Origin of the sequence: Nocardia carnea (assembly GCF_029868855.1) — a bacterium.
GTDB lineage: Bacteria > Actinomycetota > Actinomycetes > Mycobacteriales > Mycobacteriaceae > Nocardia > Nocardia carnea_A.
Genome location: NZ_JARWOV010000207.1, coordinates 1 through 16,751, shown reverse-complemented (window position 1 = coordinate 16,751; position 16,751 = coordinate 1). Strand labels below are relative to the sequence as shown.

Here is a 16,751-nt window from a genome sequence, read left to right as displayed (position 1 = left end):
GGCTCAACGCGACCCCGGCCTCGTGCGCGATCACCAGCAGATGCAGGACCGCGTTGGTGGAGCCGCCGAACGCCAAAACCACCCCCCAGGCGGTATACAACGCCGATTTAGTGACGATAAAGGCGGGGGTGATACCCCGCCGGGGCCCGCGGCCAGTCCCGCCCGGCGTAGCCAGGGGCGACGCCGTCCCACCAGCGCGACAGCCAGCGGCGCGGCCACGAAGGGCAGTCCGGCGGGATGCATCGGCGGGACCGCTTTGCGCACCAGATCGGCCAGATGGCCCGGCCCGGTACGTTCCGGGGTTCCGGGCGGAGTGGGACGGCGTGCCACAGATTCCTCTTTCATACTCGATTCGATCCACTCGGACCGACGGTACGGTCGGACACCCGTGGCGTCCCGGCCGAACCTGTCGGCGCAAGCGTTCACACCTTACGCCGAGCGGGTGTATTCGTGCCGGGTGTCGCCGCAGGCCTACCTCCTGACGACCAACTTCACCAGGAACAACAGGATGACCGCGCCGAGCAGGCAGGTGAAGAAGCTGAACCACCAGCCGCCTCCGGCGACATCGACCCCGAAGGCCGCGAGCAGGAAGCCGCCGAGCAGACCGCCGACGACACCGACCACGATATTGAGCAGGATGCCCTGTTGCGCATCGGTTTTCATAATCTTGCTGGCTATCCAGCCGGCGATGCCGCCGATGATGATCCAGCCGATGATGCCGAGACCGAGCATGAGTGTTCCTCGCTATCTGTTCGGTTGCGCGCTCGCGGTGGCGAACGCCTAACCGGGCGGTACCCGGGCACCGGCGGGATAACCCCTCGAGGAAAATCGGATATGAGCTGCCATCACGCGAACCGCGAGCTAATATGAGGGTGCCTCATGTCTTCGGATTGCCCGGCACACGTCAGCCGACACCGGGCGAGGAATCCACATCGAATCGGGTCAACCCTCGCGGCGATGCCGCCGCAGGTACATAGGAGAAGCACCATGGCTACTCAGATCGCCCAGACGACCGGGGCGCAGTTCACCGCGATCCTGGGACTGGGCGTCTATCGCCCGGCGCGCGTCGTCACCAACGACGAAGTCGCAGGGCCGATCGATTCCAGCGATGAGTGGATCCGCACCCGCTCGGGTATCCGCACCCGCCGATTCGCCGACGATTCCGAAACCATCCACTCGATGAGTGTCGCCGCCGCGCGCGGTGCCCTCGAATCCGCCAAGATCGCCGCCGACCAGGTCGACTGTGTGATCGTCGCGACCTCGACCCACCTGTTGCTCACTCCGGCGGCCGCACCCCGGATCGCCACCGAACTGGGCGCGGGCGGCGCCGCGGCCTTCGATATCTCCGCCGGATGCGCCGGCTTCTGTCACGGCCTGGCCATGGCCTCGGACCTGATACGTGCCGGGACATCGTCGCGAGTGCTGGTCATCGGCGTGGAGAAACTGACCGACACGATCAACCCGGCCGATCGCAGCACCGCGTTCCTGTTCGCCGACGGCGCGGGAGCGGTGGTGGTCGGCCCGGCCGACGAGCCGGGTATCGGCCCGACCGTCTGGGGGTCCGACGGCACCCAGCATCAGGCGATCCGGCAGGACAAGGACTGGATCGAGTTCTTCACCGAGATCGAGGAGAAGGGCCTCGACGCCGTTCGGCCGTACCTCGCGATGGAAGGCACGGCGGTATTCCGGTGGGCGGCGCATTCGCTGGAGAAGGTCTGTCGTGACGCGGTGGACCGGGCCGGGCTGGCCATGGACGACCTGGACGCCATGATCCCGCATCAGGCCAACGGCCGGATCATCGAGATCATGGCGCGGGTGCTGAAACTCCCGGAGAACTGCGCGCTGGCCAACGATATCGAGGAGGCCGGCAACACTTCGGCAGCCTCGATTCCGCTGGCCATGGAGACGCTGCTGCGGACCGGCCAGTCGAAACCGGGCGATACCGCACTGTTGATCGCCTTCGGCGCCGGGCTCTCCTACGCCGCACAGGTCGTGAAGCTGCCGGAGTTCAGCTCGCCTCAACCGCTTTCTTGATCTGCGCCAGCGATTCGTTCATCCCGCGGACCAGGCTTTCCTCGAAAGCCTCCTCGCCGCCGAGCAGGGCGTTCACCAGGGTGCGCGAGACCCAGGTGGTGCCGTTGGGTACGTCGCGGCGTTCGATCAGCCGGGTTCCGTCCGCGGTCGCCTCGAGCGTGTAGGTCCATACGGTGCGGTTCTGGCTGACGCGGAACGCCAGCGCGCTGTTCTTCTCGTAGCGCAGGATGCGGGAGGTGGTCGGCCAGAACTTCCAGCCGTCGCGGTTGAGGTTGACGGTGATCACACCCGCCTTCGGCTTGCCGATCGGGATCATGCGCACGCATTGCGGGCTGAATTCCGGCATCCGGCGCGGGTCGGCGAGGACCGCCCAGACCCGGTCCGGGGCCGCGGCGATATCGATACTGGCTTCCAAGTTCTTCGGCACCTTTGCCTCCAGGTAGCTGACACTCCAAGTATCAGAAAGAGTAGCGATCGGCTTCGGCTCGGTCACATTTTCCCGGCCGGCATATCGATAGCGTGGATCCGGAAGCAGAATCGAGGTGTAAGAATCGCCGGTTCCGTTGACGCCAGCGCAAGCAAGACACGACGCCAGCAAACACTCAGCTACGGTAAGGTGATGGGCCGTGAACCTTCGCTCGCTATTACGCCGCCAGAACTCCGAGGGCCTACCCAAGTTGCCCGCGCTCGAACCGGATGATGCCCTCGGCGACGACCGCGTCGACGAGCGGCTGGAACGTCTGCTCACCCCCACCGAGCTCGATATGGTGCGCAAGCACCGGGTCTGATCTCCTGGGTGACTGCGAATCCGGCCACCGCAACCCGGTTCACCTCCACGGTTCGGGCCGTCTCGTTCTGGACGACGGAGCGGGCAGCGATACACCGTCACCGCGAATCCGGACACCATAATCCGCTTCACCTCCATGGTTCGAGGCCCGTCTCGGATCTGGACTGACGGAGCGGGCAGCGCACCACTGTTCACCAAGAATCCAGCCACGGTAATTCGGTCCACCTCCACGGTTCGGGCCCGTCTCGTTCTGGAGCGACAGAGCGGGGGAGCGAAGCGGAGGAGCGGCGGAGTGAAGAACGAGACCAAGGGGGCGCGAACCCCGCGACGCCGGAGGCGGCCCAATAGTTACAGTACGCTGCTGGTCGCGCCGGAGGCTCCGGCGTGGCTGATCTCGGGGAATGCGTTATGAAGCGAATTTCAACTGTTGTCCTGGCCGTTGCCGCCGCCGCGGCGCTGATGCTGACAGGTTGCTCGTCGGAAGAACCCGCCGAAGCGTCCGGCCTCCGGAAGAACACCGCTACCGGGCAGACATCGCCGCAGACCGAATCCGAAACCGGCACCACGAACGCAACCCCCGCTCCGAACGAAAGCACCGAGACCACCGAGGCTCCCGCACAGACCTCCGACGCCGAGGAGGAGGAAACCCCCGTTTCCGGACGAGCCTCCGACACCACGTGCGCCCAGTTCGCCCAGCTCGACGAGCCGGAGCAGCAACAATTGGTGCAGACGATTCTCGCCGAGAACCCCGACAGCACCTTCGTCGGTAACCCCAGCGCCGCCCTGGGCACCGCGAAGCTGGTGTGCAACTCCAGCAAACTCGCCGACCAGCGGGTCGCCGTAGTGTCCGGGATCGTCGTCAACGGGTGAGGCGCCTTCCTCCGCGCGCAGAATAGACACTGTGGCTGAACTGGCTTTGACCGTCCGACTGAATTCGTCCGCCGCAGATGCCCGGCGGGGGGTGATCCGGCTGCACCCGGAAGTGCTGACCGCGCTGGGGTTACGCGAGTGGGACGGGATCACACTGGTCGGCGCGCGCCGGACCGCCGCCGTTGCCGGGCGTGCCCCGGCCGATACGCCGGCGGGGACCGCCCTGCTCGACGACGTGACCCTGTCCAACGCCGGGCTGCGCGAGAACGCCACCGTGGTGGTATCGCCGGCGGTGGTGCACGGCGCCCGGCATATCTCGGTGAGCGGATCACGCCACGCCACGCAATCGATTCCGGCCGCTACCCTGCGGCAGGCCTTGCTCGGCAAAGTGGTGACCATCGGCGATACGGTCTCGCTGCTGCCCCGCGATCTGGGGCCGGATATCCCGTCGTCGGCCGCCAGCCAGGCCCTGTCCCGGGCGTTCGGTATCGCCTGGACCTCCGAACTGCTCACGGTGGTCGCCACCGATCCGCCCGGCCCGGTGAGCGTGCAGCCGAATTCGGCGGTCGAATGGACCGCGGGTGCGGCAGCCGGGCATCAGCCGGCGGCGGTTCGGGTCAACGGGCAGGGCGGGCCGGATCAACTGCTCGTGCCGAGCCATCTCGACACCGTCTGCGAAACCGACCTACCGGGGACGGTTCCGGTAACCAGTGTGCCCGCCACCGGAATCCGGGTGGAGGAACTGGCCGGCGCCCGCCAGCAGGCCGCGAAACTCGAGGAATGGCTGAGTCTGGCGCTCGACGAACCCGAGTTGCTGAAAGCGCTGGGCGCCGCACCGCACCTGGGCGTTCTCATCACCGGACCGGCCGGGGTTGGCAAGGCCACGCTGGCTCGGGCGGTGGCCGCACCGCGCCGAGTGGTGGAGTTGGACGGGCCCTCGGTGGGCGCGGCCGAGAGCGGGGCCCGGTTACGCGAAGTGGCGGCCGCTGTCGCTGCGACCTCGGGTAAGGGCGGTGTACTGCTCATCACCGATATCGATGCCCTGCTACCGGAACCGGCCGAACCGGTGGCGACCCTGATCCTGGACCAGCTGCGCGCGGCGGTGGCCGAACCGTGTGTGGCATTACTGGCGACCACCGCGCATCCCTCGGCGGTCGATTCCCGGCTGCGTGCGCCGGACCTGTGTGATCGCGAACTCGCCCTGGCTCTGCCCACGGCGGCCATCCGTAAGGCCCTGCTCGAGCAGTTGCTGGCGAAGGTGCCCACCGGCGAGCTACGACTCGAGGACGTCGCCGCCCGGACACCTGGTTTCGTGGTCGCGGACCTCGCGGCCCTGTGCCGGGAGGCCGCATTGCGGGCGGCGGCGCGGGCCAGCCGGGAAAACAGCAGCGAACCCCGGCTGGAACACGAGGATCTACTGGGCGCACTGGAGGTGATCCGGCCGCTGTCCCGGTCGGGAACCGAGGAACTGGCGATCGGCAGTCTCGGTCTCGACGATGTCGGCGATATGGCCGAGACCAAACAGGCCCTGACCGAGGCAGTGCTGTGGCCGCTAAGACATCCCGATTCGTTCGCCCGGCTGGGGATCGAACCGCCGCGCGGGGTGTTGCTCTACGGCCCGCCGGGCTGCGGGAAGACTTTCCTGGTGCGCGCGCTGGCGGGAAGTGGGCAGCTGAGTGTGCACACGGTCAAGGGCGCCGAGTTGATGGACAAATGGGTCGGCTCGTCGGAGCGGGCGGTGCGGGAACTGTTCCAGCGGGCCCGTGATTCCGCACCGTCGCTGATCTTTCTGGACGAAGTCGACGCGCTGGCATCGCGGCGCGGGCAGAGTTCCGATTCCGGGGTCGGTGATCGTGTGGTCGCGGCCCTGCTGACGGAACTGGACGGGGTGGAGCCGCTCCGCGATGTGGTGGTGCTGGGTGCCACGAACCGTCCGGAACTCATCGACCCGGCACTGCTGCGGCCGGGTCGCCTCGAACGGCTGGTTTTCGTTCCGCCCCCGGACGCGCAGGCCCGCGAGGCGATTCTGCGGACAGCGGGGCGTTCGGTTCCGCTGACCGAATCGGTGAACCTCACCCGGCTGGCCGCCGACCTGGACGGCTTCTCCGCCGCCGACTGCGCCGCGCTGCTGCGCGAGGCGGCGCTCGCCGCGATGCGGCGGGATGTGCTGGCCGCCGATGTCACCGCCGACGATATCGCCGCCGCCCGCCGGGCGGTCCGGCCGTCCCTCGACCCGGCCCAGGTCGAGGCGTTACGCCGCTACTCCGAACGGTAGTTACCGCCCTGGTTCGCGACAGCTTCGACGCTACGGGTTGCGGAGCTTCGGGTTAACGACCTCAGAGCACCCTGGAGGACTCGGCGGACTCCGGAAGCGCGACCCATCCGGATCCGGCCCGCGACTACCTCAGCATCGGCAACGGCGTCGCGACCGAAGCCCGAGCCGGCGTGCGGAGCACTGGTCGGCGCACGAAGCCCGGGTCCACGTCCGGAGCCGGAGCCGGAGCCGGAGCCGGAGCCGGGAAAACCTCTGTGGATTCGCGAACCGGGGACACTCCGCGCTGTGCGTCGGCGCAGCGGTGTGCCGAGCTGGTGAGCGGGGGCAGACGCCGGTCACGACCGAGGTCGGCATCGCTGCGGACCTGGTGGCAGCCAAGCGCTGTCCGTTATGTCTGACCTGCACAAATCGTTGCCGAACGATAGCCGGATACGGACCGAGGTCCGCATACGTGTACGATTGTGCCAGTTCGTGCTCGCATATGATGAGCGCGCAATACCCCGCCGCCCCTGATTCCGACGGAGGTAACGCTTGCTCGCCATCCTGCTTGCACACGCCCTGGCCGCGCTGGTCGCGCCCGCAGCCGTGCGAGCAGTAGGGCGTAACGCGTTCTACCCGCTGGCTCTGGTGCCGCTGTTCTCCCTGGGATGGGTGATCGCGGGATGGAACGACGTCCAGCAGGTGAGCTACGCCTGGGCACCCACCATCAACCTCTCGCTGCAGTTGCGGTTCGACTCCCTGGCCACCGTGATGAGCGCGCTGGTGCTGGGTATCGGCGCACTCGTCCTCGCCTACTGCGCCCGCTACTTCGACGACGACGAACCGAAACTCGGTTCCTTCGCCGCCTGGCTGGTCGCCTTCGCCGGAGCCATGTTCGGGCTCGTCACCAGTGACAACATGTTGCTGCTCTTCGTGTTCTGGGAGATCACTACGGTGCTCTCCTTCCTGCTGGTGGGGCACAACTCCGACAGCGCGGCCGGCCGCCGGGCGGCATTGCAGGCGTTACTGGTGACCGGGGCGGGCGGGCTGGCCATGCTCGCGGGCATCGTCGTCCTCGGCCAGTCCTACGACAGCTATCTGCTCTCCGACCTGCTTGCGCGGGAATCGCCGGGCGGGATCGCCGTGCAGGTCGGTCTGGTGCTGGTGCTCATCGGCGCACTCAGCAAATCGGCCATCGTCCCACTGCACTTCTGGCTGCCCGGCGCGATGGCCGCGCCCACCCCGGTCAGCGCCTACCTGCATGCCGCGGCCATGGTGAAGGCCGGTGTCTACCTGATCGCCCGCCTCGCTCCCGCGTTCGCCGACGAACCGGTCTGGCGGCCGTTGATCCTCACCCTCGGCCTTGCCTCGATGTTGCTGGCGGGCCTGCGCGCCATGCAGGTCACCGACCTGAAACTGGTCCTGGCCTTCGGCACCGTCAGCCAGCTGGGCTTCCTGGTGATCATGGTCGGCCTGGGCACCCCCGATGCCGCACTTGCCGGTGTCGGGCTTCTGCTTGCCCACGCCCTGTTCAAGGCCTGCCTCTTCCTCGTGGTCGGCATCATCGATCACGGCGCGGGAACCCGCGATATCGGCGCACTGTCCGGCCTCGGCCGCCGCGCGCCCGTCCTCCTCGGCACCACGGTCCTGGCGGCGCTGAGTATGGCCGGAATTCCGCCGCTGTGGGGTTTCGTGGCCAAGGAATCGGCATTGGCCGCCGAACTCGCCGCGGACCCCCCGCTCAGCGGTACCGGCAAATGGCTGCTCCTGGCCGGCGTGGTGCTGGGGTCGATGCTGACCGTCGCCTACAGCGCGCGTTTCGTCTGGGGCGCCTTCGCCGATAAACCGGGGATCCGGGTGCCGGACTGGCACGCCCCCGGCCCGGCATTGATCGCCGCTCCGGCGCTGCTGGCGCTCGGCTCGCTCGGCGCCGGGCTCGCCGCCCCGTGGGTGGACAGCCTGCTCACGCCGTACGCGGCGACACTGCCCGGCGAGCTCACGACGCATCTCCAGCTCTGGCACGGGCTGACCTGGCCGCTACTGCTCACTGTCGTGATCATCGCCGGCGGTGCCCTGTTCTTCGTCCGGCGCGCCTGGTTCGGTGAATCGACGACCCTGCTCGGTAACGCCGACCGCGGTTACGATGCCGCGCTGCGTGCCATGGACCGGCTGTCGCTGCGGATGACCGGTTCGGTGCAGCGCGGTTCCCTGCCCCTGAACCAGGCCGTCATCCTGGGCACCCTGGTCATCCTCCCGGCGACCGTCCTCGCCCTCGGGACCCGCACGGGGGTCGAGCTGCGGCTCTGGGACCGCCCGCTGCAACTGGTGATCGGCGTGATCATGATCGCCATGGCGCTGGCTGCCACCGTTCTGCGCAACCGCCTGGCCAGTGTGCTGGTGGTCGGACTCACCGGCTACGGCTGCGGCGTGATCTTCGCCCTGCACGGCGCACCCGATCTCGCCTTGACCCAGTTCCTGGTGGAGACCCTGACACTGGTGGCCTTCGTGCTGGTCCTGCGTGCCTTCCCCGCCGAGATCGGACCGGAACAGCAGGCCGGCTTCCAGATCGGCCGGGCCGCGATCGCCGTCGCCGCCGGTATCACGGTGCCGGTACTGGCGGCCTTCGCCACGGCCGCGCGCAGCACCGAGCCCATCTGGGAACGGATCCCCGCGGCGGCCTACGAATTCGGCGGCGGGAAGAACGCGGTCAACGTACTCCTGGTCGATATGCGCGCCTGGGACACCCTCGGTGAGATATCGGTGCTGCTGGTGGCCGCCACCGGCGTGGCCTCGCTGGTGTTCCGCAGCCGCCGGTTCGGCCTGCCGCCCCGGGCGGCCGACGCACCGAACTACCACCCCGGGAAGGTGGGCTGGTTGCCTGCCGGCCGGCTGGTGGACCGCCGCGAGCGGTCGATGGTCCTGCAGATCACCACCCGGCTGGTGTTCCCGACGATGATGGTGCTGTCGGTCTACTTCTTCTTCTCCGGCCACAACGCCCCGGGCGGCGGCTTCGCCGGTGGGCTCATCGCCGGTCTCGCGCTGGTCCTGCGCTATCTGGCCGGCGGCCAGTACGAATTGGGCGAAGCGCTGCCCGTCGACGCCGGTCATCTGCTGGGCGCCGGTCTGATCCTGGCGGCCGGAACGGCCACCGTTCCGCTGCTGTTCGGCGCGCCACCGCTGCATTCGGTGATCCTGGAGGCCACCGTTCCGGTGCTCGGCCACGTGAAGATGGTGACCTCGCTGTTCTTCGACCTCGGTGTCTACCTGATCGTGGTCGGGCTGGTCCTGGACGTACTGCGCAGCCTCGGCGCGCGCCTCGACGACGAGCTGGTGCAATCATGAGCGCGAACCTCACCCTGCTGACCGTCGTCGGAGTCCTGGTGGCCTGTGGCGTCTATCTGCTGCTCGAACGTACGGTCACGAAAATGCTGCTCGGCATCCTGCTGGTCGGCAATGCCGTCAACCTGCTCATCCTCACCATGGGTGGCCCGGACGGTGCGCCGCCGATCCAGGGCGCGGCCGATACCGTGCGCGACACCATGGCCGATCCGCTCGCGCAGGCCCTGATCCTGACCGCCATCGTCATCACCATGGGTGTCGCGGCGTTCGTCCTGGCCCTGGCGTATCGCTCCTACATCCTGACCACCAGCGAAAAAGTCGAGAACGACCCGGAGGATGTCGGGATAGCCGCGCGCCAGCGGGAGGAACCCGAAGAATGACCCTGCCGCAGACCTTGCTCCCCGTCCTGGCACCGCTGCCGGTGCTCATCCCGCTGCTCACCGCCGCCGCGACCCTCATCGCCGGGCGCCGGCCCCGCTTCCAGCGAGCCGTGGTCATGGTCGCGCTCGCCGCCGCCGTCGTGGTGTGCGCCGTCATGCTCTACCTGGCCGACCGCGACGGTACGGTCGCGGTGCAGGTCGGTGGCTGGGAGACCCCGATCGGTATCACCATCGTGGTGGACCGGCTGTCGGCCGCCATGCTGCTGGTCTCGCAGATCGTGCTGCTCGCCGTCGCCGCCTACGGCGCCGGCCAGAATATCGGCGACAGCAAGGTGCGTCAGCCCACTTCGATCTTCTGGCCCACCTATCTGGTGCTCAACGGCGGTGTCTCGATGGCCTTCCTCGCCGGCGACCTGTTCAACCTGTTCGTCGGCTTCGAGATCCTGCTGGTGGCCTCGTTCGTCCTGCTGACTCTCGGGGCCACCGCGGAACGCATCCGGGCAGGTGTGTCGTATGTGATGGTGTCGATGGTGTCGTCACTGATCTTCCTGATCGGTATCGGCGTCGTCTACGGGGCCACCGGCACCCTGAATTTCGCACAGCTGGCCATGCGGATGGATACCGTTCCCGACGGTATCCGCCAGGCTGTATACGCCGTCCTGCTCGTCGCGTTCGGGATCAAGGCGGCGGTGTTCCCGCTGTCCAACTGGCTGCCCGACTCCTACCCCACCGCACCCGCGCCGGTCACCGCGGTCTTCGCCGGCCTGCTCACCAAGGTGGGTGTCTATGCCATCGTGCGCACGCAGACCCTGCTGTTCCCCGACGGCGGCTTCGACAATCTGCTGCTGATCGCCGGTCTGCTCACCATGCTGATCGGCATATTCGGCGCGATCGCCCAGAACGATATCCGCCGGCTGCTCTCGTTCACGCTGGTCAGCCATATCGGCTACATGATGTTCGGGGTGGGGATCGCGAGCAAGATCGGCCTGACCGGCGCCGTGTACTACATCGCGCACCACATTCTGGTGCAGACCGCGCTCTTCCTCGTAGCCGGTCTGATCGAACGCCAAGCGGGTTCGACCTCGCTGCGCAGGGTCGGCGGAATGGCCGCGGCAAGCCCGATACTGGCGGGGTTGTTCCTGATCCCGGCGCTGAACCTCGGCGGAATCCCCCCGTTCTCCGGCTTCATCGGAAAGGTCGCGCTCCTGCAGGCAGGCGCCCAGGACGGCAGTGCGCTGGCGTGGATTCTCGTTGCCGGATCGGTGGTCACCAGCCTGCTCACGCTGTATGTGATGGCACGGGTGTGGAGCAAGGCGTTCTGGCGGCCGCGGGAACAGGCACCGGACGGCCATCTGGTCTCCGCGACACTGCCCTCGCTGGTCGAGGACAACACCGACATGCTCTACGACGAACGCACCGACCCCGGCCGGCTGCCCGCCATGATGGTGCTGCCTACCGCCGCACTGGTCGCCGTGGGGGTCGCGCTCACGGTCTGGGCAGGGCCGGTGCTGGGTATCGCCGACCGCTCCGCCGCCGAACTACAGGACCGGGGCATCTACATCGACGCCGTCCTCGGCGGGGGTCCGAAATGACCCGCCTGCGGCTGGCACTCAGCCGCGACAACATCCATCGCCTCGGCGTACTGGCCTGGCTCACGGTGGTGTGGGTCGCCCTGTGGGGCCAGATCAGCGCGGCCAATGTGCTCGCGGGTCTGGCGGTCGGCGTGGTGATCATGGTGGCGCTGCCGCTGCCCCGGATCCCGGTGCGCGGCCGGCTGCGCGTATGGCCACTGCTGAAACTGCTGGGGGTGAGTGTCTACTCCGCGATCGAATCGAGTCTCCAGCTCGCCTGGTTCGCGCTGCGTCCCGGACCGCCGCCCGTCTCGGGTGTGCTCGAGGTGGCGTTCGCGTTCCGCTCGGATTTCGTCATGGTGCTGTGCACCAATTTGCTGAACCTGATCCCCGGCACCATGGTGCTCGAAATCGACCGCGAACGGTGCGTGGCCTATGTCCACGTCATCGACGTCAGCAGCGACAAGGCCGTAACCAGCTTCTACCGCACCATCCGGCAGATCGAAGCGCTGCTGATCGCGGGCCTCGAGACCCGCGCGACCCCGCTGCCCAACCAGGAGGTGAAGCCGTGATCGTCGTTGCCGTAGTGGCCGGCATCCTGCTCTCGGCGGCCGCATTGATCACCGCATACCGGATCCTCGCCGGCCCCGGCACCCTCGACCGAGTGGTCGGCATCGACTCGATCATCGCGATGGCGATCTGTGGTCTGGCGGTGTGGGCCGCCTACAGCCGCGACACCTCGGTGGTACCGGCCATCGTCGCGCTCGCCCTGGTCGGTTTCCTGGGATCCGCGGCCGTCACCCGCTACCGGGTCCGGGACGACCGATGAGCACGGTACTGAACTGGCTCTCGGGCACCCTGATCATCATCGGGGCGTTGATGGCGCTCACCGCGGCGATCGGGATCGTCCGCTTCCCGGACACGCTTCTGCGTATGCACGCCGCGACCAAACCGCAGGTGATCGGCCTCAACCTGGTACTCGCGGGAACATGCCTGCGGGTCTACGACGACCCGAACGTCTGGATGCTGGTACTCGTAGGCCTGTTCACCCTGCTCACCGCCCCGGTGATCGCCCATCTCATCGGCCGTACCGCCTACCGGGAACGGCGCTATCGCGCCGACCTGCTGGTCGTCGACGAACTCGGCGACAAACTCGAGGAGTAACGCCGCATTGCCGGCACGCCGCCCGCGCCGGATTCGAACGCAAGCTCCACCCGTCCCAGAGCTTCGCCCGACTCGGTACCGCCGTGCGGATTCGAGGTCGAACCGTCCCGATGAGCGGCCGCGGCAGCGCCTGGTCGGTATTCCTATCCGCGTAGTGCCGTCGTTCCTGCTCCGGGGTCGACGGTGTCCGGTGGAGGTCGAGACAACTGGCGCGGCACCGGGTGGTTCACTTAGGGCCTGCCGCCCGGCGCGGACATCGGCACCTGGCCCGCGCCGGTAGTGGAAGCCGCTGCCCGCCGCCCTGTACCCGCACCGGGTCAGCGTGATTCGACCGGTTCGCCCGGCGGTTCGGCCGTCCTGTCGGCGATTCGGGGCGTATCCGGCGGCGCTTCGCCCCTCCCGCCCTGGGCGGCGGATGCCTGCCGGCGCATCGGCATCGCTGCCGGACGGGGGTTGCGCGGGTCGGCCGGGGCTGACAGGAACTTGTCGGTTCCCGCCGCGTCCGAGCCGGCGGCCAAGGGCACCCCCGCGCGGCGGCGGGCGAACCACGTCGCATGGAATCCGGCGGCCACCGCCGCCAGCAGGGCGAGCACGATCGATCCCGCCACGACCGGATGGTCGGCCATCTGCACCGCGAGATATCGGTACCCGAGCAGCAGCGTCGACAGGACCAGCACGCCACCGCCGACCAGGCGAACCCGGAACCAGCCCCAGCCGCGTTCGGGTTCGCGCAGCACCGACTCCACCGTCAGGCACAGCACCGCGCCGGCGACCAGGTCGACGCCGTAGTGATAGCCGAAACCGAGGGTCGCGGCCAGGGTGCACAGCAGCCAGAACATGCCGCCCCAGCGCAGCCAGGTGGGGGCCAGGGTGCCGTCGGCCCGCCGGCGCGTATGCAGGAACAGCGCCAACGCCCAGGCGGTGTGCATCGAGGGCATGCAGTTGCGGGGGGCCAGATCGGAGAACAGCAGCGCCTCGGGACTACGGTCCAGCGGCGGCACCACACCTGGCCAGAAGTTGCCGACCTGGAAACCGTTACCGTCCACACCGTAGACGAACATGGGCCCGACCACCGGGAACAGGATGTATACCAGCGGGCCCACCAGGCCGAGCACCAGGAAGGTGCGGACCAGATAGTGGCTCGGCCACCGGCCGGCACCCGCCACGGCGCGCAGTTGCCATACCGCCACCACGATCGCCGCCGCGGGCAGTTCGATGTACACCCAGTGCAGAACGGCTTCGGGAACCGGTCCCAGTACCTCCAGCGCCCGGCCCATCACCCAGGCCGGATCGCCGAGCGCATGGTCGGCGAGCATCACATACTGGTCCAGTACGCGTGGCCGCAGGTCGACCGTGATGTGCAACCAGACATCGCCGACCTTGGTCGCCAGGATCAGCAGCGCGCCCAGCGCCGCCGCGTGCAATGCGGTGCGCCGCTGCCGGCCCGACCAGCGCCACCAGGCCAGCAGCGCCAGGCCGGTGAGGACCAGCACGGGACCGTTACCGACGGTGAACGGGCCACCCAGCGCCGATCGCACTCCCGCGTAGACGAGATCGATCGCCACGGCAGCCGAGAATGCGATCACCCGGTGCCTGTTTCCGATCCCGACCAGCGCGAGAACCAGGCCGGCCCAGGGCACGGTCATGGATTTGGGGGTCCCGGTGTAATCGCGGAACAGACTCTCCAGCGGGCCTTCGTAACCCCGCCACAACGCCACCCCCTGCAACGCCACCAGTAGAACCGGAACCGTGAGCACTGCGAGCACCCGAACCCGGCGGCGCGCGAACACCCGAGCCCCCCGGTGCGGCGCAGATCTTCGCGTCGCGGCTCCAGCTCCCATATTCGGGTTTTCGACCAGCACCCGCTCATCGTAAACGGCACGTGAACGGAGTATCCACGGGCTGTTGAACAGCGGCAGTCAGTATCTGTGTGCCGGTTCCGGTCACGCGGGCCGTGTTCCCGGCGACGCGGCATCCGGGGCCGCCGCGGCCGCGAAACTTCGCTCCCCGCTCCGTCAGTCCGGATCCGAGACGAGTCCCGAACCGTTCAGCTCTCGCACCAGAGCATCTACTACTGCGACCAGGTCTCCCTGTGCCGCGGCGGCGGTTTGACGCTGGCGTTGATAGTTCGCTCCGCGGCGTGGGATATCCGCCACAGCCCGGAGTTCGTCGGCGCAACTCAGCCGCCGCGCGGTGGGTTCGAGCCGGTTCAGCAGATCCTCGAGGTCTTCGGTGACCAGGCGTTCGGTGTTGTCCGAGCCGACGATCACAATGGCGTCCAGCCCGTATCGGGCCGCCCGCCATTTGTTCTCCTGCACATGCCAGGGCGGCAGAGTCGGCAGGTCTTCGCCGCGTTCCACTCGTTCGTCGAGATGCACGATCAGACAGTGGATCAGCGCCGCCAGCGCGGCGAGTTCGCCACGGTTGGAGATCCCGTCGCAGATCCGCACCTCGATGGTCCCCCATTTCGGCGCGGGCCGGATATCCCAGTGCATACCGCCGAGCTGTTCGAACACACCGGTTTTCATCTCGTCGTGCACGTAATGCTCGAACTGGGTCCAGTTCTCGAACTGGAACGGCAGCCCCGCCGTCGGCAACTGCTGGAACATCAATGCCCGGTTGCTCGCATATCCGGTATCCGAACCGGACCACATCGGCGAGGACGCCGACAACGCCAGCAGATGCGGGTAGGACAGCAGCAGCGAGTTCAGGATCGGGAAAACCTTCTCCCGGTGCGATACTCCGACGTGCACGTGCACACCCCAGATCAGCATCTGCCGTCCCCACCACTGGGTACGTTCGATCAGCTCGTCGTAATGCACCGAACGCGTGAGCTGTTGGGTCGACCACTGCGCGAACGGGTGGGTTCCGGCGCAGAAGAGGTCCACGCCGAGCTCGTCGGCGGCCCGGCGCACGGTGTCCATGGTCGTGGACAGGTCCTGTACCGCCGCACCGACGGTTTCGTGCACCCTGGTGACCAACTCCACGGTGTTGCGCAGCAGTTCCTTGGTCACCTGCGGGGTGCCGTCGTGGGCGCGGAGTTCACCGACGGCGTCGAAGACGGCGGCCGCGGTATTGGACAGGTCGCGGCTCGCCTTGTCGACGAGCGCTATCTCCCATTCGATCCCGATCGTCGGCCGGGGCGAGCCACGGAAAGGTACCGGGTCGATCCGTGCCCCACCCATACACGCCTCCGTCGCGGGTCGACAGCTAGCCGATGACGCCGCAGCCGACGCGGCCGCCCGCGTCACCGGTGCTCATCGTCTGCTCGTCCGGGCCGGTGCCACCCGCACGGGTGTAGCGGTCCGGGATATTGGCGAAGTTGTCCGAGCCGGCGTGGATGATGATGGCCTTGCCCTGGATATCGGACATGGCGACCTTGTCGGTGGTCGTCACCAGGTAGCCGTGGCCGTCCTCGCGCACCTGCAGCGAGGTCAGATCACCGCTGGCGGGATGCCCGGTGGCACCGCCGACCTGCAGATGCCCACCCGCGGACAGGAAATCGCCGGGCGCGCCACCGGCGGGCGGTGCGGAGTTGGCCTCGCATTTGCCTTCCTGGTGGATGTGCAGCCCGTGGAAGCCCGGCGTCAGGCCGGTGGTGTCGACCGTGACGCGCAGATGGTTGCCCTCGTCGGTGAAATTCGCGGTACCGATCTTCGCGCCGCTCGGCGACTTCAGCTCGACCTCCGTACCGGAACCGGCCGGGGTGTCCTGCTCTTCGCCGTGCCCACCGTGTTCGCCTTCACCGGCCGGGGCGGGCGAGGAGGTGAAGACCGGCGGAGTCGTTCCCGGCACGTCGCTGGATTCCTGGCTGTTCGTGCAGGCAACGAGGCCGAAAGCCGCGACAGCCAGCACCGGGGTCACGCTCCGCCAAGACGGGCGACGAGATGTGGACGGTGCCATCAGGGAACTCCTTTACGAGTACCGAGTTTACGGGTAGAGCGTTTCGACAACGATCATTCGACGCAGATGATGATGCCACGCCCGCCGCATCCACCCGGGACGCCCCCGACCTCCGGCCGCCCGGCTCACCGGCCGGTGACCACGACGACCACGCCCGAACCGTCGCCCAGTCCGGGCGGCATGGGCGCGGTGGTGGCGCCGAGATCCGCGGCGACGGCGGCCGCGGGCGCCCCGGGGGCCCGGGCCGGCGCCGAGGTTTGGGGGGGGGGGGGGGCCCCCGGGGGGGGCGGGGCCCCCCCGGGGCGGGGGGGGCGGGGCGAGGGGGTGACCTATAGGGAGGATATCGCGACCATCACCCCGTAAAACACATGTTTTAGAAACAAAAATGCCTGCCCCTAACACCGCGACCGACTCCTCACACCATTTCTACAACTCGCCGCGGCTTCATC

General features: G+C 68.1%; 16 protein-coding genes and 1 pseudogene. 10 read left to right on the top strand and 7 right to left on the bottom strand.

Annotation, left to right across the window (positions count from 1 at the left end; translation table 11 throughout):
• From QH195_RS19810 to QH195_RS19800, 3 genes and pseudogenes are all read right to left on the bottom strand, one after another.
• Positions 1 to 133, bottom strand: a 133-nt coding sequence (locus QH195_RS19810; RefSeq protein ID WP_432278842.1) for a dihydroxy-acid dehydratase, incomplete at its 3' end; no start/stop codon positions are given.
• 20 nt (positions 134 to 153) lie between these two features.
• Positions 154 to 330 (bottom strand): annotated as a pseudogene (locus QH195_RS19805) (phosphatidylserine decarboxylase family protein); the annotation flags it as partial.
• 141 nt (positions 331 to 471) lie between these two features.
• Positions 472 to 732 carry a GlsB/YeaQ/YmgE family stress response membrane protein gene (locus QH195_RS19800; protein ID WP_280420942.1) on the bottom strand — a complete coding sequence of 87 codons (261 nt, stop codon included), beginning with the start codon at positions 730 to 732 and terminating at the stop codon, positions 472 to 474.
• A 255-nt stretch (positions 733 to 987) separates the two neighbouring features.
• Between QH195_RS19800 and QH195_RS19795 the strand changes: the two genes are divergently transcribed.
• On the top strand, positions 988 to 2,034 hold the full coding sequence (locus QH195_RS19795) for a beta-ketoacyl-ACP synthase III (RefSeq protein ID WP_280420943.1): 1,047 nt from the start codon (positions 988 to 990) through the stop codon (positions 2,032 to 2,034).
• Here the strand turns inward: QH195_RS19795 and QH195_RS19790 are convergent.
• Positions 2,009 to 2,461, bottom strand: a complete 453-nt coding sequence (locus QH195_RS19790; protein WP_280420944.1) for an SRPBCC family protein — start codon at positions 2,459 to 2,461, stop codon at positions 2,009 to 2,011. The genes QH195_RS19795 and QH195_RS19790 overlap by 26 nt on opposite strands.
• Before the next feature lie 199 nt (positions 2,462 to 2,660).
• On the opposite strand from QH195_RS19790, the gene QH195_RS19785 reads away from it, so the two are divergent.
• The 9 genes from QH195_RS19785 to mnhG all read left to right on the top strand — a co-directional run bounded on the left by QH195_RS19785 (position 2,661) and on the right by mnhG (position 12,399).
• Entirely contained in the window at positions 2,661 to 2,822 is a 162-nt protein-coding gene (locus QH195_RS19785; protein WP_280420945.1) for a hypothetical protein, read from the top strand.
• 407 nt (positions 2,823 to 3,229) lie between these two features.
• Positions 3,230 to 3,691, top strand: coding sequence for a hypothetical protein (locus QH195_RS19780; RefSeq protein WP_280436512.1), 462 nt, complete (start codon positions 3,230 to 3,232; stop codon positions 3,689 to 3,691).
• Positions 3,692 to 3,722: 31 nt separating this feature from the next.
• Positions 3,723 to 5,966, top strand: coding sequence for an AAA family ATPase (locus QH195_RS19775; RefSeq protein ID WP_280436511.1), 2,244 nt, complete (start codon positions 3,723 to 3,725; stop codon positions 5,964 to 5,966).
• Positions 5,967 to 6,497: 531 nt separating this feature from the next.
• A complete protein-coding gene (locus QH195_RS19770) occupies positions 6,498 to 9,287 on the top strand; it encodes a Na+/H+ antiporter subunit A (RefSeq protein WP_280436510.1) in 2,790 nt (929 codons plus the stop codon).
• Complete coding sequence (locus tag QH195_RS19765; RefSeq protein ID WP_280436509.1) at positions 9,284 to 9,664, top strand: Na(+)/H(+) antiporter subunit C; 381 nt, start codon at positions 9,284 to 9,286, stop codon at positions 9,662 to 9,664. The genes QH195_RS19770 and QH195_RS19765 overlap by 4 nt, the downstream gene beginning before the upstream one ends.
• Positions 9,661 to 11,256 (top strand): Na+/H+ antiporter subunit D, encoded by a 1,596-nt coding sequence (locus tag QH195_RS19760; RefSeq protein WP_280420950.1) that lies wholly within the window; start codon positions 9,661 to 9,663, stop codon positions 11,254 to 11,256. Before QH195_RS19765 ends, QH195_RS19760 begins: the two co-directional genes overlap by 4 nt.
• Positions 11,253 to 11,807, top strand: a complete 555-nt coding sequence (locus QH195_RS19755; protein ID WP_280420951.1) for a Na+/H+ antiporter subunit E — start codon at positions 11,253 to 11,255, stop codon at positions 11,805 to 11,807. Before QH195_RS19760 ends, QH195_RS19755 begins: the two co-directional genes overlap by 4 nt.
• Positions 11,804 to 12,064 (top strand): monovalent cation/H+ antiporter complex subunit F, encoded by a 261-nt coding sequence (locus QH195_RS19750; RefSeq protein ID WP_280420952.1) that lies wholly within the window; start codon positions 11,804 to 11,806, stop codon positions 12,062 to 12,064. Before QH195_RS19755 ends, QH195_RS19750 begins: the two co-directional genes overlap by 4 nt.
• The gene (mnhG, locus tag QH195_RS19745) at positions 12,061 to 12,399 is read left to right on the top strand and encodes a monovalent cation/H(+) antiporter subunit G (RefSeq protein WP_280420953.1); all 339 of its coding nucleotides are present in this window, start codon (positions 12,061 to 12,063) and stop codon (positions 12,397 to 12,399) included. The genes QH195_RS19750 and mnhG overlap by 4 nt, the downstream gene beginning before the upstream one ends.
• 317 nt (positions 12,400 to 12,716) lie before the next feature.
• Here mnhG and QH195_RS19740 read toward each other — a convergent pair whose 3' ends face one another.
• The 3 genes from QH195_RS19740 to sodC form a co-directional block, all read right to left on the bottom strand.
• Positions 12,717 to 14,240, bottom strand: a complete 1,524-nt coding sequence (locus QH195_RS19740; protein ID WP_280436513.1) for a phosphatase PAP2 family protein — start codon at positions 14,238 to 14,240, stop codon at positions 12,717 to 12,719.
• Positions 14,241 to 14,414: 174 nt separating this feature from the next.
• Positions 14,415 to 15,584, bottom strand: coding sequence for a glutamate--cysteine ligase (locus tag QH195_RS19735; protein WP_280436508.1), 1,170 nt, complete (start codon positions 15,582 to 15,584; stop codon positions 14,415 to 14,417).
• A 25-nt stretch (positions 15,585 to 15,609) separates the two neighbouring features.
• Complete coding sequence (sodC, locus tag QH195_RS19730; protein WP_280420955.1) at positions 15,610 to 16,302, bottom strand: superoxide dismutase[Cu-Zn]; 693 nt, start codon at positions 16,300 to 16,302, stop codon at positions 15,610 to 15,612.
• Positions 16,303 to 16,751 lie beyond the last annotated feature (449 nt).

Coding starts and splice junctions, on each gene's coding strand:
- QH195_RS19800 (WP_280420942.1), bottom strand. CDS start 732: ATGCTCGGTCTCGGCATCATCGGCTGGATCATCATCGGCGGCATCGCC.
- QH195_RS19795 (WP_280420943.1), top strand. CDS start 988: ATGGCTACTCAGATCGCCCAGACGACCGGGGCGCAGTTCACCGCGATC.
- QH195_RS19780 (WP_280436512.1), top strand. CDS start 3,230: ATGAAGCGAATTTCAACTGTTGTCCTGGCCGTTGCCGCCGCCGCGGCG.
- QH195_RS19765 (WP_280436509.1), top strand. CDS start 9,284: ATGAGCGCGAACCTCACCCTGCTGACCGTCGTCGGAGTCCTGGTGGCC.
- QH195_RS19760 (WP_280420950.1), top strand. CDS start 9,661: ATGACCCTGCCGCAGACCTTGCTCCCCGTCCTGGCACCGCTGCCGGTG.
- QH195_RS19755 (WP_280420951.1), top strand. CDS start 11,253: ATGACCCGCCTGCGGCTGGCACTCAGCCGCGACAACATCCATCGCCTC.
- mnhG (WP_280420953.1), top strand. CDS start 12,061: ATGAGCACGGTACTGAACTGGCTCTCGGGCACCCTGATCATCATCGGG.
- QH195_RS19740 (WP_280436513.1), bottom strand. CDS start 14,240: ATGGGAGCTGGAGCCGCGACGCGAAGATCTGCGCCGCACCGGGGGGCT.
- QH195_RS19735 (WP_280436508.1), bottom strand. CDS start 15,584: ATGGGTGGGGCACGGATCGACCCGGTACCTTTCCGTGGCTCGCCCCGG.
- sodC (WP_280420955.1), bottom strand. CDS start 16,302: ATGGCACCGTCCACATCTCGTCGCCCGTCTTGGCGGAGCGTGACCCCG.